Raw genomic sequence first — 21,694 nt, forward strand, 5'->3', positions numbered from 1 at the left:
CCGTTTTTTGTTTATGCTGACAACGCTCATTGATTTTCACATCGGAAAACCGCATTCGGGGTAATATGTGCTAAGCGAACAGGATCTGCAACCCAAACACAGCAGAAGGCAAATCCATACCCCTTTAAAAGATCGTCTTAATTATCTTAAAATAGTAACGTTGCCTGATAATGTGGGCTGCCCGTCTTTGGTATCGATGATGTAATAGTAGACACCTGCGGGTAGCAGCTTGCCAGAAAAGGTTCCGTCCCAGGCTTTGCTGTAACCTTTGGATTGGATCAGTTCGGTGCCATAGCGGCTAAATATCTTCACTACACATTTTGGATAAAAGGCCAGGTCGGGGATGTTCCAGGTATCGTTTAAGCCGTCGCCGTTGGGGGTAAATGTATTTGGGATATGGATGCTCGGCGGCGCTAATAAGGTAATGGTAACCTCATCGCTTGCTTCCGGTACGGTGCAGGGATCATAGATAACCCGGCAGGAAACTACATCCCCATTTTTAAATAGATTACTTGTAAACGTAGCGCTGTTTGGCCCTGTGGTAACACCGTTCACTAACCATTGATAGCCGGTAACCTGGGCCGCATTAGTGGCTACTGCCGTAAAGGTAACAGGTGTGCCTCTATAAACATTATTAACCGATGCCGAAATACTTACCGTTGGTGCCGGATTGATAGGCGTTACCACACCGCTGACGGTAAACGGAACGGAGCCTACCGAAACGGGACCGGGGCAGGCATCTGTTTTGGTTAGTGTGCAGGTTACTATATCTCCGTTGGCCAGCGAGGTAGAAGAAAATATTGCATTATTGGTCCCCACATTGATTTTATTCACCTGCCATTGGTAAACTGCGTTCAGGCCTTCGTTGGTTGTAAATGCCTGGAAAAATATCGCAGAAACCCCGGCGCAGGCCGGCACCGGTGTAGATGTGCTTACGTTAACTGTAGGTTGCAGGGTGGGGTTTACCGTTAGTGGCTGAGATAATGTTTTGCCGTTGCTGGCAGCTGTAATGGATGATGTACCCGCCGATAAAACATGTATTTGGCCGTTGATGATAGTAGCCACAGCCTGGTTGCTGCTGGTATACGTAATTGGTTTAATGCTGGTAGCACCCGGATCAAAATCTGGCGTACACGTTGTTTTGGCGGCGATGGGGCCAAATTCAAAATCGGGTAAAACGGTAAGTTCATGAGATACGGGGCTGGGTTTGGTGTAAACATCATTACCATCCTGTGATGCCGTAATAGTGGTATTACCCGGCCCAATGATGTGTACATTGCCGTTAACTATAGTTGCCACCGCCGGGTTACTGCTGGTATACGTAACCGGAAACTTATCGCTGTTACTGGTAGCGGCCGGGCTAAAATCAGCATCAGTAACATACCTGGTGGTAAGCGCCGGGAAGGTAAGTTCTTGTACAAATTTTATTGTAAGGGTTTGGGTTACGGGTAAAGGCGCGTTGTATTTGTCGTTTCCGGCTTGCGTGGCGGTTATAACGGATTGCCCGACTGCTATCACGTGTATCAAGCCATCGGGTGTAATAATTGCGACATCAGGGTTGCTGCTGGTGTATGTAACCGGAAGCTCCAAATTGGTGCTGGTGGCTTCGGGTTTAATGTTGCCGTTGTTATCAATAACGGTTGATAGTACAGGGAAAGTGATCACGGCTTGCTGTAATCCTTCTATAACTTCCAGGTTAATAATTGTGCTGTTGCTGCCAGATGCGTTGTAGGCAGTTACCATGTAATCTCCCGGCGGCGATAACGTGGTTGGCGTACCGCTGATAATGCCTGTGCCGGTATCAAACACCAGGCCCGCGGGTAAAGGTTTATCTATGGTGTACCTGTCGAAAGATAGCGTTTGGATATAATTGCCACCGCTCGCTATATAAATAAGTCCGCTTTTATCAGCTGTTAAACTGTTGGGAGCTACCAGGTATATTTTATCGCCATTGGCATCTATAATATCAACCGTAGATACATTGTTGTCTTTATCTATAACTCTTAAAATTGCGCTGCCTTCGTTTGCCGCATTATTGCCGATATCCAGTACATATATATCGCCCGCGGTGTTGATCAGCATGGCGCTTGCATTGCCAAACCCTGCCGATAGTGCAGGGCCGTTTAAAACCTTTGGCGTGCCATTGCCTGCTATGGTAGTAACCAGCCCGCCTGTGGTTACCTTTCGCACACCCACATAATCAGCCACGTACAGCGCGCCATTAGAGAAGATGATATCCTGCGGGTTGTAAAAGGCTGCCGAGGTGCCTTGCCCATCGGTATTGCCACGGTTTCTGTTACCCGCCAATGTAGTAACCACACCAGCAGGCGTTACTTTCCTGATCACGGAGTTGCCCTGGTCTACAACATAGATGTTGTCAGATTCGTCCATGACAAGGCTTACCGCTCCATCAAACCTTGCTGCAGTTCCTGTGGCATCGGTATAGCCGGCTACTGCGCCGCCAACAAAAGTAGCGGTTACACCAGCAGCATTTATCTTTCGGATGGAGTATACATCGGCAACGTATATATTGCCGGCCCTATCTGTAACCATCCCCCTTGGCCCTTGAAATTGCGATATACCAAAGACACCGTTAGTGTATCCCGGCCCGGCAGCACCGGCTATGGTGCTGAAAATCCCATCGCTGGTCATTTTCCGAACGGAATAGTTGTTAAAGTCGGTTACGTAGAAGTTCCCCTGTGCATCAATGGTTACTTTAGCCGGGCCGTCAAATCTCGCGCCCGCTTTAAGTCCGTCTGTTCGGCCCGGCTGCCCGGTTCCGGCAAAATTGGCCAGCAAACCATACGAATACCTTTTTACCTCGCCCCCCTTATTTGCAGGGATAATAGGAGCTATGGTGTTATTTTTGATCAGCGTTTGCGGCGTAAGGTAACTGATATCGGGCGCGGGTGCCACGGGTGCCAATCCATCGGTTACTTTAATATTAATGGTAGCATTGCTTACGCTTACCGCGTTTTTTGCAGAAATAGTGTAAATGGTAGCCGGCGATAATGCAGTAGGTGTGCCGCTGATGGCACCGGTGTTTGCATCAAAACTTAAACCTGCGGGCAAAGGCTTATCAATACTATAGCCGCCAGGCTGCACGTCGCCGCCTTTGTTTTCCGGGAAAAGGGTAGTAATAGTTGAATTGATGGTATAGATCTGCGGGGTTGGGTAACTGATGTTTGGCGCAAGTGTGGGTATCGCGTTTGTTTTTACTTCGATGTTTACCACAGTGCTGCTGCTTCCAGCGGCATTATATGCGGTAATAAGGTAATCTGTAGCGGGTGATGTAACGGTAGGTCTTCCGCTGATAATACCAGTTGTGCCCTCGAAACCCATACCTGTCGGAAGTGCTTTATCTATGGTGTACCCGGTTAAAATTATTTTACGAATAACGTAGTCTCCCTGGTCTGCTACATACGCGTTGCCATCGTACCAGGCAATGCCCAACGGGTCGTTAAACTGAGCGCTGCTGCCCATACCATTTTTAAAGCCGAGCGCCCCGTTCCCTGCCACAGTGCTTACACGGCCTGATGCTTTATCTATCATCCTGATAGCGCCATTGTCGCGATCGGCAACATAAATGTTTCCGGTAATATCCAGCCCAACACCTAAGGGATAATTAAACCTTGCGTTCTGAGGTTCTCCATCGGCAAAACCTATGGTGCCGTTGCCGGCTATTGTGCTTACCTGTCCGTCCGGGGTAATTTTTCTGATTCGCTGATTGCCTACATCTGCAACGTAAACATTGTTATCCGGGTCTACAGCTACACCCGATGGTGCGCGGAAACTGGCAGCGGTACCCTTGCCATCGGCAAAGCCCTCTAAACCATTTCCCGCCAGCGTTGACACCAGCCCTGCAGGAGTTATTTTCCTGATGAGATGATTCTGACGATCTGCCACGTACACATTACCCAATAAGTCCACAGCCACACCTTTAGGATTATTAAAGCTGGCAGCAGTTCCCAAACCATTTGCCGAACCCTCAGAGCCAGTGCCGGCAAGGGTTGTAACCAGCCCGGCCGGCGTTATTTTCCTGACAAGGTGATTAGCCACGTCGGCGACAAAGATGTTGCCATTAGCGTCAGCTGCTACTCCTTCCGGATAAAGAAATGCGGCAGCTGTTCCTTGCGCGTTGGTAGATCCGGCGGTTCCGCTACCCGCCAGCGTACTTACCAAACCGGATTTGTCAACTTTCCGTACGAGGTTGTTTTGCTGATCTGCAACGTACAGCGTACCGCTAAGGTCCACTGCAATACCGTAGGGGCTTTTAAAACTTGAAGTTGTAGGGCTGCCGTTTGCTGAGCCTGCTGCGCCGCTTCCGGTAAATGTGTTAACTTCTCCATAGTTAGTAGCAGGTACAGCGCCTCCGGTATTTTTTGGCAATAGATCTGGTATGAAAGTATTTATGGTATATACTTGCGGGGTTTGGTAACTGATGTTTGGCGCAAGTGTGGGTACCGCGTTTAATTTTACTTCGATATTTATAACGGTGCTGCCGCTGCCACCGCTATTGTACGCGCTTACGGTGTAATCGGTTGCGGGAGAGCCGGCAGTTGGTATACCGGTAATAATACCTGTATTGTTATCAAAAACCAGCCCGGCAGGTAACGTTTTATCGATAGCATAACCATTTAATGATAATTTGCGGATGAGGTGGTTATTAGCATCGGCAACAAAAAGACTTCCCTTTTTATCATAAACTATACCAACGGGCGCGTAAAAACTTGCCAAAGGGCCAATATCGTCATTCCGGCCATGGGTTGGATTGCCTGCCAAAGTACTAACTATGCCATTTTGAGTTACTTTGCGGATAAGGCCGCTATAATTATCTGTTACAAATAGGTTTCCATATTCATCTATAGTAATACCACTTGGATGCTTGAAACTGGCCGCTTTGCCCTGGCCATCGGCGGTACCCTCGACGCCACTGCCTGCTAACGTGGTAACTAAACCCGCAGGGGTTATTTTGCGGATGAGGTTGTTTTCGGCATCGGCCACGTAAAGATTATCGGCTTTATCAATAGTGATACCCCACGGAGTAAAAAAACTCGCGGTGGATGTCAACCCATCGTTTGAACCTGGAGTAGCGTTGCCTGCAAATGTGCTCACTATCCCATCAGTTGTTATCTTGCGAATAGAATTGCCGCCCATATCTGTAACAAACATATTTCCAGCTGCATCAAATACCATGTCCGTTGGCCCCAAATACCCTGCATCTGCTACTGGTCCGTCCTTGATACGTATATCTCCGTTGCCCGAATAACTGGTCACGTCACCCGTAGGGCTAATTTTGCGTATACGGTTATTGCCCCTGTCGGCAAAATAAAGCGTACCGGTTTTATCCATGCGGCTTCCATGTGGAAACTGTAAAGTGGCTGATGTACCAGTGCCATTATCAATCCCTACCACACCGCTGCCTGCAAAAGTGGTTACGTTAGCATCTGGTGTTATTTTGCGAATGCGATTATTTTCGGTATCGCCTACATATAAGTTTCCGTCGTTGCCTAAAGAGATGCCCTGCGGGAATTTAAATAAGGCGCTTGTGCCTTGGCCATCTAATGTACCAACTGGCGCACCTCCTGCAAAAGTACTGACGCGTGCATACCCTGAAGCCGGTACCGCACCGCCAAATTGCCGGGGAACAAGAGGTGTCACCTGTACGCCCACGGTGTAGGTGTTTGGTGTATTGTAAGTAAACACTGGTGGAGAGACGGCAGGCGGCGCTCCCACATCTGTCACCCCAATTCTTACCGCAGTACTGCTGATGCCATTTTTATTGCGAGCCGTAATGGTATAATCTTCTGCGGCGGCCAGCACGGTGGGTGTACCGCTGATAATGCCAGTTGTGGGATCGAAAGCCAAGCCGGCAGGCAAAGGTTTATTAATAGTGTAACCGGTTAAAGTTATTTTGCGGATAAGGTGATTGCTTACTTCTCCAACAAACAAAAAACCATTCCTGTCGAACGCCAGGCCCGATGTGGTGTAAAACCTCGCCGCTGTTCCTATGCCATCCACAAAGCCGGATGCTGTACTGCCTGCAACCGTGGTAACAACCCCCTGCGGTGTTATTTTACGAATGAGGTTAGCATCCGATACAAAAAGGTCGTCGTTGGTATCAAACACCAAATGATCGGGGTAGGTAAAACCGGCCACGGTACCTGTTCCGTCTTTAGAAATATTGTTGCCGTTACCGGCGAAGGTGCTCACCGTGCCATCTGTGGATATTTTTCTGATGGTGTAGTTGTAATCGTCACATACGTATAAATTCCCTTTCGAATCAAAAGCTAAGCCCTGGGGGCTGCCGAAGCTTGCCTGCGTAAGGCTGCCATTGCCGGAGGCCGCTGAACCGCTACCGGCAAAATTGGTAACCTCGCCATTCGGCGTGATTTTTCGGATGAGGTAATTTGAGAGGTCGGATACGTAAAGGTTATGGTCGGGGCCAATTGCGATACCAACGGGCGTGTTAAAGCTTGCGGCGGTGCCGGTGCCGTTTGTCTTGCCCAAAAAACCGCTGCCTGCCAATAGCGAAACCTCTCTCGCGCCGGTTATTTTGCGCACATCCTGCCCAATTTGTTCTACCACATAAAGTACGCCCGATGGGTCAATGACCATTCCGGATGGCCCGTAGAAACTCGCCTGGGTGCCAATGCCGTTGTCGCGCCCGCCGCTGCCGCTACCCACAAAGGTAGATACCTGCCCTTGTGGAGTTATCTTGCGGATAACTTCGTTGCCGTAGTCAGATACATATAGGTTATTATCGTTATCAATAACCATCCCGGCCGGTATTTTGAAGCTGGCGATATTCGCCGCGCCATCGGTATAACCATACTGCCCTGTGCCCGCAAAAGTGGTAACGGTGCCGTATTCGCCTAACGGCACTGTACCTCCCGTATTTGCAGGCGCTAAAGGCGTTATAGTGGTGTTAAGCTTGTAGTTTTGGGGGGTTGTATAGGCTATGTTTGGTGCCTGCGCAAAAGCACTGCAAAAAGCAAATAGGCTGAAAGCGAGAAGTAACGGTTTAGTTAGGTTTTTAATCATGCGTAACAGGCTCCCTGCCAATAGTCTACATCCTTTTTCCGGAATTACAAAGTAAGCTTTTTTTAAGCGATTTAACATTAAATTAAATAATTTCTACTTTAAAAGATCTTTAACATCATTCAAAATTTGTTAATTTGTACCCTATGCCGGTGTATATAGCCTCATTAAATTCTGGGAGTAATGGCAATTGTTACTATGTTGGTAACGAGCACGAAGCCGTGCTGGTTGACGCCGGCATATCCTGCCGCGAGACCGAAAAACGAATGATTCGGCTGGGCTTATCCATGCAAAAAGTGAAGGCGATCTTTATTTCGCACGAACATTCAGATCATATCCGCGGGCTTGGCGTACTGGCGCGTAAGTACAAACTGCCGGTATATGTTACCGATGGCACCGGGCATTATTGCGGCGATGTACCTAAAGAACTTTGCATTGGTTTGCACGCTTATGCACCCATTTTCATCGGCAGCCTTGAAATAACCGCTTTCCCGAAACACCACGACGCGGTTGAACCCCATAGTTTTATGATAACCGACGGCGATACCCGCATAGGCGTATTTACCGATATCGGCGTGCCTTGTGAGCATCTTATACGCCATTTTGCACAATGCCATGCTGCATTTTTAGAAGCCAACTATGATGAGGAGATGCTGGCCGCGGGCCGATACCCGTTTTTCCTGAAACGGCGCATTACCGGGGGCAAGGGCCACCTTTCCAACAGGCAGGCGCTGCAAATGTTCATTGATCATAAACCACATTACATGAGTCATTTGCTATTGGCACACTTATCCAAAGATAATAACGACCCTGAACTGGCCCGGCAGCTATTTTTGCCACACGCCGGCACTACCCTCGTAAGCGTAGCTTCGCGATATAACGAGAGCGACGTTTATTGCATAGACCCATTGGGCGCTGTTGTAGCTGCCGGTATAGCGCTTAACCAAATTACCGGACAGTTTCAGTTTGCCTTAAGCTGATCTGATGCTTGATATACTCTACCAGGACGATTATCTCATCGCCATTAACAAACCACATGGGCTGCTGGTGCATCGCTCATCCATCGCCGCCGATGCCGAAGAATTTGCTTTACAATTACTGCGCGATCAGGTAGGCAAAAAAGTAAACCCCGCACACCGTATCGACAGAAAAACCGGCGGCGTATTGCTCTTCGCGTTTGATAAGCAGACAGAAATTGCCATGCAGCAGGCTTTTATGGAAAATCGCGTTAGCAAAAAATACCTGGCAATAGTGCGCGGCTACACACCAGATGAACTGGAAATAGATTACCCTTTGCGAAAAGAGAATGGTACGCTACAGGATGCGCTGACCCGTTTCACCACGCTAAGACGCGCGGAACTGGATGTACCGTTGGGTAAACACCCAACATCCAGGTATTCGCTGGTGCAGGCCACGCCGCAAACCGGGCGCATGCACCAGTTAAGAAAACATTTCGCCCATATATTTCATCCCATCATAGGCGACCGTACCCACGGCTGCAACAAGCAAAACAAATTATTTAAAGACAAATGGGAGATGGAAACCATGCTGCTGCACGCCGAAGAATTGAGTTTTACCCACCCCATAAACGGCGCGGAAATTGTCACCATAAATGCACCCCTGCAGCCGGGCTTTTTGCAAGCAATGGCAATAATGGGTTGGTGAAGCGGTGAGTTAGGGGGGCACCTGCGGAGCAGGGTGCGTTTTTTAATGTTGCTATAAACAGGATACCCCGCTGGTGTGTTGATTGTGTTGATGGATAGGCTCAGGATGGGTTTCATGCTATTACCTTTAAATTTAGCATAAAAAGGAAACTTGACTGAGGGCTTATCAGATCAAGTAAGAAGGCTGAGGATGAGCCCCGTGTTTATAGGAAGTGGTAATAGTGAGAATCGGCCCCGTAGGTGCCTCGTGTGAGAGTTGATCTAATGTATTTGGCGTTCGATTGGCCACTGGCACAGATGAAAAATTTTACAAAATAATAAACTTTACTGTAGTACTTTTGCGCTACCGTAATTTAAACTGTTTTATATTAATGAAAAGAGTTGTAGTAACCGGCATGGGTGTTGTTTCCGCTACAGGAATGGACATCGTCGGGTTTTGGAATAACATAGTAGAGGGCAACAGCCCTGCAAAAGCTATCACCCGGTTTAACACCGATAAGTTTAAAACACATTTTGCTACGCAGATAGCAGATTTTAACGCTGCCCAGTACCTGGACAGGAACGAGATAAAACGCAGCGATCTTTATACTCAATATGCGCTGATTGCGGCCAGCCAGGCCATTACCGATTCGGGGTTTGATATTAACGCCATGTCGCCTTTTGATATTGGGGTGATCTTTGGTACCGCGCAGGGCGGGATGGACACCTTTGAGCATCAGTACAAAGAGTTTGCCGCAGGTGGCTTTGAGCCGCATTTCAACCCATTTTTTATCCCCAAAACATTGGTGAATATGGCCGCAGGGTTAATATCCATTAAGTTCGGGTTTATGGGGGTTAACTTTTCTACAGCTTCTGCCTGCGCAAGCGCAAACACGGCTATAATGGATGCCTTTAACTACATTAAATTTGGTAAGGCTAAAATTATAGTAACCGGTGGTTCGGATGCGCCTATTACCGAAGCTTCCATTGGTGGCTATAATTCGTTAAAGGCCTTATCAACCCGTAACGCCGATCCAACAAAAGCATCCCGCCCCTTTGATGTGGAGCGCGATGGTTTTGTAATGGGAGAGGGTGCCGGCGTTTTGGTTTTGGAAGAATACGAACACGCTAAAGCACGAGGCGCGCATATTTACTGTGAAATAGGTGGCGCTGCCATGACATCAGACGCCTACCATATCACCGCTACCCATCCCGAAGGAAAAGGGGCTGTCCGTGCCATGCAGCTGGCGTTGGAAGATGCCGGTTTAAACCCATCTGACATTGGTTTTGTGAACGCCCATGCTACCTCAACCCCGGTTGGCGATATCAGCGAGGCAAAGGCTATAAAAGCGGTTTTCAACGGTCAGGAGAATCTGCACGTTAGCGCCACTAAATCTGTAACCGGGCACTTATTGGGCGCGGCTGGTGCTGTGGAAGCTATCATCGCTGTAAAAGCTATTATTGATGGCATTGTACCACCAACCATCAATACCCAAACTATCGACCCAGAAATACCAAAAGGACTAAACATTGTGATCAATAACGCTATTGAAAAGAGGGTTGACGCGGCGTTGAGCAATACTTTTGGCTTTGGCGGCCACAACGGCGTAGTGATATTTAAAAAGATATAAACAGGAAGAGTTATGAGCAATAATGATGTAATGAAGAAACTCCGCGTGGCATTGTCGCTGCGCGATGACGATATAATTGAGATATTAAAGCTCGCTAATTTTCGTACCACCAAAACCGAGCTGAGTGCCATTTTTCGTGCGGACGATCATCCCAATTTTCAGCCATGCAAAGACCAGTTGCTGCGGAACTTTTTAAACGGCCTGGTGATATACAAACGTGGTGTAAGGCCTGATAACAGGGTAAAAACTGTTGGAGAAAATACAAACGAGGTAAAACCTAAAGAAGATAAGGCTTAGTGGTTATCCACTTCCTTTTGAATAAGCCGGTACTTGCCTTCTTTTATTAGTTTCTGCTGTTCGGGAGAGAAAGAAATACGCCCTCCAAAATCCTGAACCCAGTAGTGGTTTGTTTCTGCTACGCCAACATCTTTAAAGCCAGGGTTCATCAGGTTTTGGCAATGCCCCTCGCTTTTAAACCAGCCCGCCATTACTTCGGCTATACTGCTTTGGCCCATGGCGATGTTTTCGCCCACCATAAAGCTTTTATAACCTTTAAAGTAGTATCCCGCAAAAACAATCCGGTCGCTCATGCTGCGGCCATCTTTGCTGGTATGGTTAAAGTAATTGCGGTTGTACATATCATTGGCATGGTCCTGTGCGGCTTGTTCCAGGTTATCGTTCCACACCATTGGCACGGCGGGCGGGTACCATTTATTGCCGCATTTGCAGCCTTTGGCTCGCGTTTTATTGATCAGCCTTAAAAAGTCCTGTTTAAAATTAGCACTATCGTTAGGCTGTACGCGCGTGAAACCACATACCGCCAATACCGATATCATTACCAAACCGCTTAAAATATATTTTCTCATCAATTGTATAGACAGAGATCTGCCGTGTTGGTTTAGTTAACGCTAAACCAACACGGCTTATTTTTTACGCTTGAAGTATAAAATTACAGAGAGAATGATGAGTATAGGGATGCCGAGAACTACAATGCGGCCACTGTTTTTTTGGAGGTTAATTTCTTTGCCTTCACCGGCTTCTTCGCTGCGATAACTACTTTTTTTTTGGCGACAGAGTCTATAGTTTTGGCCGATATGGTATCACGCGCAAATTTATCTATGGCCAGCATCATGGCAGCTTCCTGGGCTTTTATCCGGTCGAGAATGGTATCAGCGCGTTTTAAGGCAACAGCGCCTTTAGCAGGGTTATCCATCCTATTATACAAATAGGCGAAATTTTGCTGAACAGCGGCTTCCAGCGGTGGCATCTTATTGGCAATAGATAGGGTTAGGGCCTCGTTTAGATCGCGCATGGCAAGCTTATAATCCTTTATCTCCATTTTTACGGTGGACAACTTAATCAATGCGGTAATCAAATTCGGAACATCTTTCTTAATGCGCGATATATTGATTGATTGTAAAACGAACCACTTGGCCTGGCTAAACTTTCGCTGCGACGTGTATACTTTGGCTAAAGCATCAAAGCTTACCCTCAGGCCCAACGAATCGTTATAATAGCTATACTTATGCAGCGCCAACATGGTGTAGTTTAGCGCCTCGTTTTGATACTGTATTCTTTTTCTACGGTTTGATATGGTATCGTACTTTAAATAAACATCGGCGATCTCGGTATACACAGGACCCTTCAGCGAATCTACGGTCAGCTGCAGCTTTTGCTTTAGACTGTCGATGTCTGTAGGCGCGGCGTATGTTTTAAATCCGGCTAATATTAATAGGGAAAGGATAATGAATTTCTTCATCCGGTTGCTTGTATCTGATAGTGTATAAAACTTTACTCAAATTATATGCCCTAATTTGCCGAAGTGTGTGTCCTGACCGGGAGGGATATGTTTTTTTGCGCTTTTAGGGCAATTCGCCTGATATATATGGCAAAAATGGACAAAATATATTTAGCGATGGTGTACCGCTACAAATAATATAAAATATTAGTAGTTAATACAGTACACAAAACCTTAAATTGGTTTATTGTATTGCTTTTTCGTAGCGGAGAAGTGACCTTTTTAGCAGATTTGAAGAAGCCAATATGGTATTAAATAATAAAATACCAAGTGTAGCACATAATATGCCTGCTAATACGTCTAATACGTAGTGGTGACTGGCGTAAACTGCTGTAAACCATATACCTACCGTAACGGTTATGAAAAATATGTTTATTAAACCAAGCTTGTTTTTAATGCCGTAATAAACCACAATAACCGGGTACGATGAATGCAGTGATGGCATGGCTGCAAACACGTTGGATCCCTTAGAGTAGATATCTTTAAATATGGTGACGTTAAAGTACTTATCAAACCTTGCGAGCCCGGCGGTGTTGCCCGGCGTTAACGGGTGAAAGTTGAAACCGTGTGCCTGTATGTACCATGGCGGTGCAGCAGGGTAGGTGTAGTAAACCACAAAACCCAATAGGTTCACCACAACAAAGGTTAAGGAGAAGTATAAAAATTGTTCGCGGTTTTTAAAGAAAAGATAAGCTGCAAAACCAAGGGGAACGGGTATCCAGCAAAGGTAAAAAAGCCCTGCAAAAATATCCATGGGGACACTGCTTTTAAGCAAAAAATACTCGTTCGGGGTTAAAATGGTGTTGTTGTAACGAATGCCAAAAAGGCTCTTTTCGGTATTGTAAAGCCCACTAAGCGCGACCTCCTTGTAATGGTAATTGGGGAACGCCTTCATATAATCGAAAATTATCCAGTAAACGACAAATATCGTAAAGCCGAGGATAAACTTACGGGTAACTACCGACGCGTAGAAAAGCACGTTAAATATACCAACTAAAACAAGCTGATCGGACTTAAAGCCAAGTAGTAAGTACGAAATAAATAAGTATAATAGCGACAGCCCAGATACAATACTTATACTTTTTGGATTGATCTTGACGCCGTCATTAACAGCATTAGCCATTCTGCTTCTTAATAAAATCTGAATTAAAAATTTTGTCCCAAAGGGGAGAGCTTACACCGTACCCTTTGGTTGGGTCCTGATAGTGGTGCAGCATGTGGTGTTGTTTTATGTTTTTCCAAAAAGCACCTTTAAAATTAAAGTGATGGATAGCATAATGCGATATATCATACGCCAGATACCCTAAAATAAAGCCGGGGAAAAATCCGAAGATATAATTTGCAGGTAACAGCGCGTTAAATAAAAAGTAAAAGCCGGTTGCCAATGGGATACTTGCAGACGGGGGCATTACCAAACGTTTTGCATCGCTGGGGTAATCGTGGTGTACACCGTGGAAGATAAAGTGCAGGCGCAGTGCCCATGCTTGTTTTGGTACGAAATGGAATACAAAGCGATGCATGATGTATTCGGTTAGCGTCCAGATAAAAAGCCCGAACAAAAATAACCAGATATAGTTAAGGGCACCAATTGCCTTATCGTAAGCAAAATAGCTACAAACAAAAATAACGGGTACAAAAATTATAATAGGCACAAAAAAATGTACCTTTGATAAACTCTCTAAAAAGCTATTCTTAAACATCCTCACAGATTCCTGCGAGTTGGAAACAAAATTTTTTGCCATAAAACTCAGGGTTTAAACCGTTCTGTAATCTCTTTTCCTGTCGCCGGGTCTGTTCCTTTCATTTCCACATATACAATGTTTGGCAACCAAAAAGAACCTCCCTCTATTTTAATAAATATACTACGCAGCGCCATTAATTTTTGCGATACAGTTGCGAAGATATGATATTTTCCGTCAGCGGCCTTCATCAACGTGAGCGGAAATTTTTTGTATGACACAAACCTGATATCATATTTGTCATTCCCCAGCGATTTTTGACTTAAACCATAGGCAAATTTGCGCTGAATATAGTTTAGTTCTTCTTTTTGCCCTTTTTCGTTGTACCGGATCCAATAAACGTGCATTGGCTCATCGGTATCAAGCTTTCCGGTTTCCTTATCCGGGTTTAGCTCATACATCAGCGTGGCCGTATTGGTAGTACGCTGCAAGTAAAACATAGTGTTAGCATCAGCCGACGGTACCGGGAATACTAAAGCGTCAACCGGCCTTCTGCGGGCAGAATCTTCACCCAAGTGCAAGCCGCGGCTTAGCGATGCCTTTACCGGTAATGTAAAAATAATGAACGCCAATAAAATTAACGGAAACTTAAGCGCGGAAGTATTATTCATGATCAGTTTCTGACAGCGCCTTCTTGGCATCTACCAGTCGTTTAAATGCTGTTAAGTTTGTTAATACCGCAAGTATGGCAATAGGGAAGGTGAAGATAGACATGGTTTCGAAAACATGGAAACGGATGCCCGGAATCCACAACTTATAATCGCCGCCGATGTAGTTTGACGCTACACCACAGGCAATAGCAAAAACAGCGATGGTGATCACACGCTCCGGCCTCTGCATTAAGCCGCCTTTGCACTCCACACCAAGGCCTTCGGCACGGGCGCGCACATAGCTTACCATCATTGAGCCAATAAGCGCTATAAAAGCAAATATCGAGCTTAAGAAGTAGTGGTGGGCCACCAGGTAGTAACAAATACCAAGAAACATGATCAGTTCGCTATAACGATCAAGCACTGAATCATACAGGGCACCAAATACCGATTTCATGTTGCCTAAGCGGGCAACCTGGCCATCGAGCATATCAAACAGGCCCGCAAATAAAATTAAGCCGCCTGCCCAGCCAATATAAGTAAGGTCTGCACGGTCGCCATCTTCGCCACCGATAATAAATATAGCGGCAACGCCTACGTTTAAAACAAAGCCAATAGAAGTAACGGCATTTGGGGTTAAGCCAAGCTTTATCAGCAGCTTAACAAACGGATCAATAATTTTATATATACCAAGTTGTAAACTTGTACGTATTGATGTTTGCTGTTCCATTATGAAATAAAAATAAATAAAATCCTACAAATAATTAAAAATCGAACTTAATTTTAACCCTCACGCCAAAAGGCGCAATGTCCGGATGGTTTAAGTACGAAAGGCGCTTTACCAGGTCAACCCTTACGAACTTGAAAATGTTTTCTACACCAACACTTGCTTCCATATAAGGTTTGTTACCAAGTGCATAAGTAATAGGTGCCCCGTTATTATCTACCGGGAACTGGTATACCGACGAGTTAAGCGTCGGATTATTATTAGCCCCCAAGCCACCATACAGTGCCTTAAATGATGCGGTTTCGCGCCATTTCAATTTTTTTAGCAAAGGCACTTTGTTAAAAAAGAAACCACCAAAGTGCTGATCAATACTAACGCTGGCGTATTTATCACTCACAAATTCTAAAAAGTTCATTAAATTGTACGAATCGATCACGTAAGCATAGCTTTGGTTTGCGCGGTGAATATCCAGCAATGGATAAGGTACCTGCCCAAAAATACGCCCGCCTTCTATCGATACATCGGAGAAACCTAATGGCGCTATGTAAAACCTTTTATCGGCACGTGCACGGAGTTTCTGATAGCTATATTGCCCGCTCAGTACATTTTTTAACCCTGCTGTGAAATCCAAAGACAGGATAGGGTATTGGTTAATAATAGGGATACGGAACAATTTACCCTGATAAAACTGCTCATTTGGCGCGTACCTGATGCCTGCAGAAAGTTCGGTAGTGGTTAAGTTGTTAAAAATGTTGCTTGGCCCGTTCACAAATGGATATAACGAACCTGCTGGTGTTTGTACCCATTTTCGCCCGCCAAAATTAAATGAGAGGTGATTCTCCAGTTCGTGTACGTAATCTATCTTATACTGATCGGTGTACAGGTATTTATCGCTGGTACCGCGTTTAAACGATAACAGGATGTTATCTTCTGATATAAATTGCAGCTCCTGGCCCGGTATTTTGGTATCGCGCTGGAAACTTGCACGGATAAAATTCTGCGGGAACTTGTAAACGCTTTTCGCATTTAACGAGTAGGTACCACTGAAGAAGTACTTCCACTTTTCATCCTTAAAGCCGTAGGCGCCATAAGTTTCTAAAAACCAGCGCTTGCTAAAATCTACCGTGGTACGGCCGCCAACCCGCAGCCTTAAACCTTCAACCGGGTTAAAGCTGTAGAAGGTACTGGCAGGGCCGACCTCAAACTTGCCAAAACCCTTAAAGCCGGCAAATAATAAAGTAACCAGGTCCGCCGTGCGCCTGAACGAGGCCATGTGCGTAAGGCTGTCAATGTTTTTATAAACCTTAGATTCTGCTGTGGTTAGCGTATCCAGCCGATTTTCAGCCCAAAACTGTTCGCTGCGATGCTTTACTGCGTCGTCTTCCAAATTAATATCTGGCGCATATAAAATATCGGGCTGCGATTTATTTACTACGTAATTTTTATAGGTGATGGTGCGGATACCAAAAAGCCCGCCTTTGCGCTTTGCGGTTACACCAAAATCTGCATAAGTGTTGCTACGGCTGAGGTGGTAACGGCCATCAGGGTTCGTTTCAAATTCCTGGTCAACGTGCATCATCCGCACAAAATTTACGTTGATATTTTTGTTGATAGTAAGCCCGGCTTGCTGCACCGCGTAGTTACCATCCAGGGTAATGTATATATCGCCCTCAAAAAGCACATCGTTGGTATTGCGCGGCGTAAAGCTTAGCCTAACCAGTTTGGTGTTATTTTCGGTAGTGATAGTATCTGTAATAAAAAACTTGTAATAAGTGGGGGCGGAATCTGCGATAGGACTTAAAAACTGGCGGCCCAGCAGGTAAATGCTGTTGGTGTAAATATCCACCTTTTCGTAAAGGTGTTTAAAGTACTGGCCAACGCCCTCATTATCAACCGCGGCACCAAAGTTAACGCCTTTTTCGCCAAGTAAAACCTCTTTGGTTTTCTCTGGGGTTTTGCGGTAATATACCTGCGATAATTTTTCTACCAGGTATATTGGCAAGAGCGATTTACCGGCATAGCTGGTGCTATCCCTGTTATCGAAAATGAACTTATACTTGCGGAAGAACTTTTTCTCGGATATTTTATCAGATAAATTGCTGAGCGAGAACTGCATTTTATCATACTCCTTATACTCCACATAATTGTAGGCTTCGGGGCGGTTCTTGTCTTTATTAGCAATAACCTTGCGGATAAGTTCTACAGCGGGGTTTTCTTTGTTGGTATATTTCGCGCGTTTTTGCGCTTGTATGGTAACCTCGTTAAGCTGTTTGGCCGAGGGGAATAACCTGATGTTTAGCACCTGTTCCTTACCGGGTGTAACCGCTACTACGGCATCTTTATAACTAAGATAGGTGATTTTTAGCTGCGTATAGGGTTTGGATGAACGGAGGGAGTATTGCCCGTCGTCGTTAGTGTTTGTGCCGATGGTGCTTCCCGTGAAGCTCACAGTTACAAAAGATAGCGGCTTTTTAGTGCTGGCATCTGTAACAACACCTGTAACTACCGTGTTTTGGGCAGCCAACGTTGTGCTTACAAATAGAAATGCAATAAAAATGAAACGCTTAAAAGTGTCTTTACAATTCATTTGTAAACTATACGGTTGCTCAAAATACAAAGGCCAAAGGTAAAAAAAAATCCCTACAGACTATTGTGGTCAAAAAGTCAAATATCAATACAAAAAGTGCTGAACAATCAGGCCATTGCAAATATTGCCGTTGCTAAAATACGCAGGCGAATTTGGCAGCAGGCCAATTTACACCAATCTACAATATCGAATAAATAGATGGCTAAGGCTTAATAATGTTACTATATACGTAGAATATACTACTAATAGTGTTGCAATGCTAACAAATAATCGGGGGGGGGATCATGTGTTGCCTGTCAGTACTAAACTGCAATAAAAATAAAATAAAAAAACAGGTTAAGCAAATTTGCCTAACCTGTTTTTAAAAGGTATGATGATGTTATGCGTTGGCAAACATATCGTCGTAATAATCAAGGCCCAGATGCGTGATCAGGTCTTCGCCCATTAAGTAACGCAGGGTGTTCTCCAGCTTAATTAATTGTTTAAAGATATCGTTCTCAGCATGTAAGCCCGGCGCGGTTTGTGGCGATTTTAAGTAGAAAGATAACCACTCCTGTATGCCGCTCATGTTGGCACGTTTCGCCATATCGCTAAACAAAGCAAGGTCTAAAGCGATAGGTGCTGCCAGGATAGAGTCGCGGCAAAGGAAGTTGATCTTGATCTGCATTTTGTAGCCTAACCAGCCAAAAATGTCGATGTTATCCCAGCTTTCTTTGTTATCGCCATGCGGAGGGTAGTAGTTAATACGGATTTTGTGGAAGATCTCACCGTAAAGCTCAGGGTTATCTTCAGGGCGCAGAATATCTTCCAATACACCTAATTTAGATACTTCCTTAGTTTTAAAGTTATCCGGATCGTCTAACACCAAACCATCGCGGTTGCCCAAAATGTTGGTAGAGAACCAGCCGTGTACACCTAAGCTACGTGCTGCAAGGCCTGGTGCCAATACAGTTTTCATTAAGGTTTGGCCTGTTTTAAAATCTTTACCGGCGATAGGCGTCTGGGTTAATTTAGCCAGCTCAATCATCGCAGGGATATCTACAGTTAAGTTAGGGGCACCATTAGAGAATGGTACGCCAAGTTTTAAAGCCGCGTAAGCGTATATCATGCTTGGCGCAATACGTTTATCATCGTCTATTAAAGCCTGCTCAAAAGCAGCCAGTGTTTCGTGTATCTCAGATCCCTCAAAGTAAACCTCGGTAGAACCGCACCATACTAAAACAACGCGATCGCAACCTTTTTCTTTCTGGAAGTTTTTAATGTCTTCCATTACTTGCTGTGCAAGCTCGTAACGGGTACCTGTTTTTACATAGGTACCGTCAAGGTTTTTAGCGTAGTTTTTATCGAAAGCGGCTTTCATCGGCTTAATAGCTTCTAAACCTTCTCTAACCTGGTTTAGTAGCGATTCTTCCAGCACCTTAGCGTTCATAGCCGACTCATAAACGTTATCTTCATATAAGTCCCATCCGCCAAAAACGATATCCTCAAGCTTAGCCAAAGGCACAAAATCTTTAATTTTTGGATGGCGGTTCTCAGTTCTTTTTCCTAAACGGATGCTTCCCATTTGTGTTAATGAGCCCACTGGCTGAGAAATGCCTTTTTTTACGGCTTCAACGCCGGCAATAAGAGTTGTAGCTACCGCACCTAAACCTGGAATTAAAATTCCAAGCTTGCCGGCAGCCGGTTTAATGTTAATTTTCATTTGACTTGTTTGTTTTAAAATCGGTAATGAATGATCATAAGCTTTATGTTAAGCGAGAACTCATGACGCTTCATTTTTGTTTACTAAATATAAATAGAGGCTTAAAGCCATTTATTTTCTTTGTACCAGGCAAGGCTTTCGGTTAAGCCTGCATGTAGGTTATAACGGGGGTAAAACCCCAGTTCGGCTTTGGCTTTCTCAATACTGCAATTCCAGTTTAGAGCCGTCAGTTCGTTTATCCTATCGGCACTAAGCGACGCCGCCTTGCCGCGCAAAGAACTTATTTTTCCGTTCACTGCCGCAACTATTTTTACAAAGTTTACAGGAAGATGAAATTTATAAGCACGAATTTTTAAAATTTCGGTAATGATGTCTGCCATTTCGTACCGGCTGTAAAAATTACCATCAGTTATATTATAGATGCTTTTGGCAGGCGCAAATAAAGCTTTTATACTTGCCATTGCCAAATCCTTAGCGTATACAAAACTAAGTTTTTGCTCAGCATCACCAATATAAGGTTCAATGCCTTTTTTTACTATTTGTTTTATAAAAACAAAAATGCCTTTCTCGCGCGGGCCGTAAACCGCGGTAGGGCGTAAAATAGTATAATTTAACGCGGGCAGCGCAGTAATTTTTTGCTCGGCAGTGAGCTTGCTCTTTCCGTAAACACTAATAGGAGCAGCGAGGGTATCTTCAGTTATGATACCGTTTGCTGTTTTTAACGGACCCACTGCCGCAATGCTGCTGATGAAGACAAACTTTTTTACGCCGCTAATTTCGGCAGCCTGAGCCAGGTTTTGGGTGAATTTTACATTTACAACGCTAAACTCTTTTTGCGAACGGGCAGTAGTTACACCGGCGGCATGTATAATATAGTCATACCGCTTTTTCTGTATCTCCTGCGTTAACAATGCTATATCGTTAAATTTTAGATGCGTATATTGAATGTTAAGGTTTTTCAAGTGGCCGACATCGCTGCTTTTTCTAACCGTGGCGTATACTTCTAAATTGTTATTAAGCGCTTCTGAAATAATATGATACCCCACAAATCCGCTCGCACCGGTTATCAAAACCCGTTCCTTCATATTGCCTTTTCGTAGATCCTATAGGTTTTGTACTGATCGCCGCCAATGGCTTCGATAGCACGGTTCACCATATCGTTTTTTTCAAGGGTCCACGATGCTTCAGCGTATTTTAAGCCTTTGCGCCTGTACTCTTTTATAATGCTGCCGTAAAGGCAAGCTTCGATACCCATTTTGCGGTAGCCATCAATTACGCCCAAAAGCATAATACGGATACCATCCACCTTGCCCTTATTAAGCAATAGCTTAAAGATCCCCGTTGGTAGCAAACGGCCTTTTTTAATGGTCTTCAATATCTGGTTAATATCGGGTATGGCAACGCCAAAACCTACTATTTTACCATCTTGCTCTGCAACCAATGCGAAATCCGGGTCGAGGATCATCTTCAAATCCTTGGCAGTATAATCAAATTCCTCGTTAGTCATCGGGAAAAAGCCCAGATTTTTATCCCATGCTTTATTGTATACCTCGCGCAGAGCATCTGCTTCTGCTTTAAAATTCTTCAAGTTTATTTTGCGGATGGTAATGCCGCTGTTGCGTGTTAACCGTTCCTGCAGCCTATCCAGCATCTGCAACGATTTGTCGTTGTAGTTTTGCCCGTCCCAATGCCATGCCAGCAGGTCGGTTTGTTTTGCTAAACCATAGTTTTCCAGCAGGGTAATATAATACTCGGGGTTATAGGTCATCATCACCACCGGTGAGCTGTTAAAACCCTTTACAAGCAAGCCGCAGGTTTCGTTGGTTGATGGGTTTACGGGGCCGGTAAGTGTTTCGGCACCTTTTTCTTTCAGCCATTTCACCGCGGTATCCAACAGCAGGTTTGCGGTTTCCTGGTCGTTTATACATTCAAAAAATCCAAAAAAACCATCGTTGGTGTTGTTGAATTTATTGTGGTTGTTATTTTGTATGGCAGCTATACGGCCCACTATTTTATCGCTATCGTACGCTAAAAAAGTTTGCAGCGACGAATGCTTGTGAAAGGGGTGGGTTGTTAAGATGTCTCTTTGGGCGATGAATAATTCCGGTACGTAATATGGGTCGTTCTTATACAACTCGTGTGGAAAATCAATAAAAGATGCGAGTTCTTTTTTTGAACTTACCGAAACTATTTTCTTCATTTTTAGAGGGCTTAAAAATAAATGCCGATTCAAATG

General features: G+C 45.0%; 15 protein-coding genes. 4 read left to right on the forward strand and 11 right to left on the reverse strand.

Annotated features, from left to right (window positions below; all coding sequences use genetic code 11):
• Positions 1-141: 141 nt before the first annotated feature.
• Positions 142-7,044 carry a putative Ig domain-containing protein gene (locus EPL05_RS14585; RefSeq protein ID WP_166727717.1) on the reverse strand — a complete coding sequence of 2,301 codons (6,903 nt, stop codon included), beginning with the start codon at positions 7,042-7,044 and terminating at the stop codon, positions 142-144.
• A 143-nt stretch (positions 7,045-7,187) separates the two neighbouring features.
• On the opposite strand from EPL05_RS14585, the gene EPL05_RS14590 reads away from it, so the two are divergent.
• The 4 genes from EPL05_RS14590 to EPL05_RS14605 all read left to right on the forward strand — a co-directional run bounded on the left by EPL05_RS14590 (position 7,188) and on the right by EPL05_RS14605 (position 10,612).
• Positions 7,188-8,021, forward strand: a complete 834-nt coding sequence (locus tag EPL05_RS14590; protein ID WP_128534721.1) for an MBL fold metallo-hydrolase — start codon at positions 7,188-7,190, stop codon at positions 8,019-8,021.
• 4 nt (positions 8,022-8,025) lie between these two features.
• A complete protein-coding gene (locus EPL05_RS14595) occupies positions 8,026-8,706 on the forward strand; it encodes a pseudouridine synthase (RefSeq protein ID WP_128534722.1) in 681 nt (226 codons plus the stop codon).
• Between the two features lie 370 nt (positions 8,707-9,076).
• Positions 9,077-10,315: a beta-ketoacyl-ACP synthase II gene (gene fabF / locus EPL05_RS14600; RefSeq protein WP_128534723.1), complete on the forward strand. Its 1,239-nt coding sequence runs from the start codon at positions 9,077-9,079 to the stop codon at positions 10,313-10,315.
• Positions 10,316-10,327: 12 nt separating this feature from the next.
• The gene (locus tag EPL05_RS14605) at positions 10,328-10,612 is read left to right on the forward strand and encodes a DUF1456 family protein (protein ID WP_128534724.1); all 285 of its coding nucleotides are present in this window, start codon (positions 10,328-10,330) and stop codon (positions 10,610-10,612) included.
• On the opposite strand, the gene EPL05_RS14610 is transcribed toward EPL05_RS14605, so the two are convergent.
• The 10 genes from EPL05_RS14610 to EPL05_RS14655 all read right to left on the reverse strand — a co-directional run bounded on the left by EPL05_RS14610 (position 10,609) and on the right by EPL05_RS14655 (position 21,658).
• Complete coding sequence (locus tag EPL05_RS14610) at positions 10,609-11,181, reverse strand: CAP domain-containing protein (RefSeq protein WP_128534725.1); 573 nt, start codon at positions 11,179-11,181, stop codon at positions 10,609-10,611. The genes EPL05_RS14605 and EPL05_RS14610 overlap by 4 nt on opposite strands.
• A gap of 119 nt (positions 11,182-11,300) precedes the next feature.
• Positions 11,301-12,074, reverse strand: a complete 774-nt coding sequence (locus tag EPL05_RS14615; RefSeq protein ID WP_128534726.1) for a hypothetical protein — start codon at positions 12,072-12,074, stop codon at positions 11,301-11,303.
• Positions 12,075-12,297: 223 nt separating this feature from the next.
• Positions 12,298-13,236 (reverse strand): phosphatase PAP2 family protein, encoded by a 939-nt coding sequence (locus tag EPL05_RS14620; protein ID WP_128534727.1) that lies wholly within the window; start codon positions 13,234-13,236, stop codon positions 12,298-12,300.
• Positions 13,229-13,855, reverse strand: coding sequence for a sterol desaturase family protein (locus EPL05_RS14625; RefSeq protein WP_128534728.1), 627 nt, complete (start codon positions 13,853-13,855; stop codon positions 13,229-13,231). Before EPL05_RS14625 ends, EPL05_RS14620 begins: the two co-directional genes overlap by 8 nt.
• A gap of 5 nt (positions 13,856-13,860) precedes the next feature.
• Positions 13,861-14,463: a DUF4833 domain-containing protein gene (locus tag EPL05_RS14630; protein ID WP_128534729.1), complete on the reverse strand. Its 603-nt coding sequence runs from the start codon at positions 14,461-14,463 to the stop codon at positions 13,861-13,863.
• Positions 14,456-15,172 carry a CDP-alcohol phosphatidyltransferase family protein gene (locus tag EPL05_RS14635; RefSeq protein WP_128534730.1) on the reverse strand — a complete coding sequence of 239 codons (717 nt, stop codon included), beginning with the start codon at positions 15,170-15,172 and terminating at the stop codon, positions 14,456-14,458. The genes EPL05_RS14630 and EPL05_RS14635 overlap by 8 nt, the downstream gene beginning before the upstream one ends.
• Positions 15,173-15,206: 34 nt before the next feature.
• Positions 15,207-17,756, reverse strand: coding sequence for a DUF5686 and carboxypeptidase-like regulatory domain-containing protein (locus tag EPL05_RS14640; protein WP_128534731.1), 2,550 nt, complete (start codon positions 17,754-17,756; stop codon positions 15,207-15,209).
• Between the two features lie 379 nt (positions 17,757-18,135).
• Positions 18,136-19,458 carry an inositol-3-phosphate synthase gene (locus tag EPL05_RS14645; RefSeq protein WP_128534732.1) on the reverse strand — a complete coding sequence of 441 codons (1,323 nt, stop codon included), beginning with the start codon at positions 19,456-19,458 and terminating at the stop codon, positions 18,136-18,138.
• Between the two features lie 101 nt (positions 19,459-19,559).
• Entirely contained in the window at positions 19,560-20,543 is a 984-nt protein-coding gene (locus EPL05_RS14650; RefSeq protein WP_128534733.1) for an NAD-dependent epimerase/dehydratase family protein, read from the reverse strand.
• Positions 20,540-21,658, reverse strand: a complete 1,119-nt coding sequence (locus tag EPL05_RS14655; protein ID WP_128534734.1) for a hypothetical protein — start codon at positions 21,656-21,658, stop codon at positions 20,540-20,542. The genes EPL05_RS14650 and EPL05_RS14655 overlap by 4 nt, the downstream gene beginning before the upstream one ends.
• Between the last annotated feature and the right edge of the window lie 36 nt (positions 21,659-21,694).

The sequence above is a fragment of the Mucilaginibacter gilvus genome, assembly GCF_004054195.1.
Taxonomy (GTDB): domain Bacteria; phylum Bacteroidota; class Bacteroidia; order Sphingobacteriales; family Sphingobacteriaceae; genus Mucilaginibacter; species Mucilaginibacter gilvus.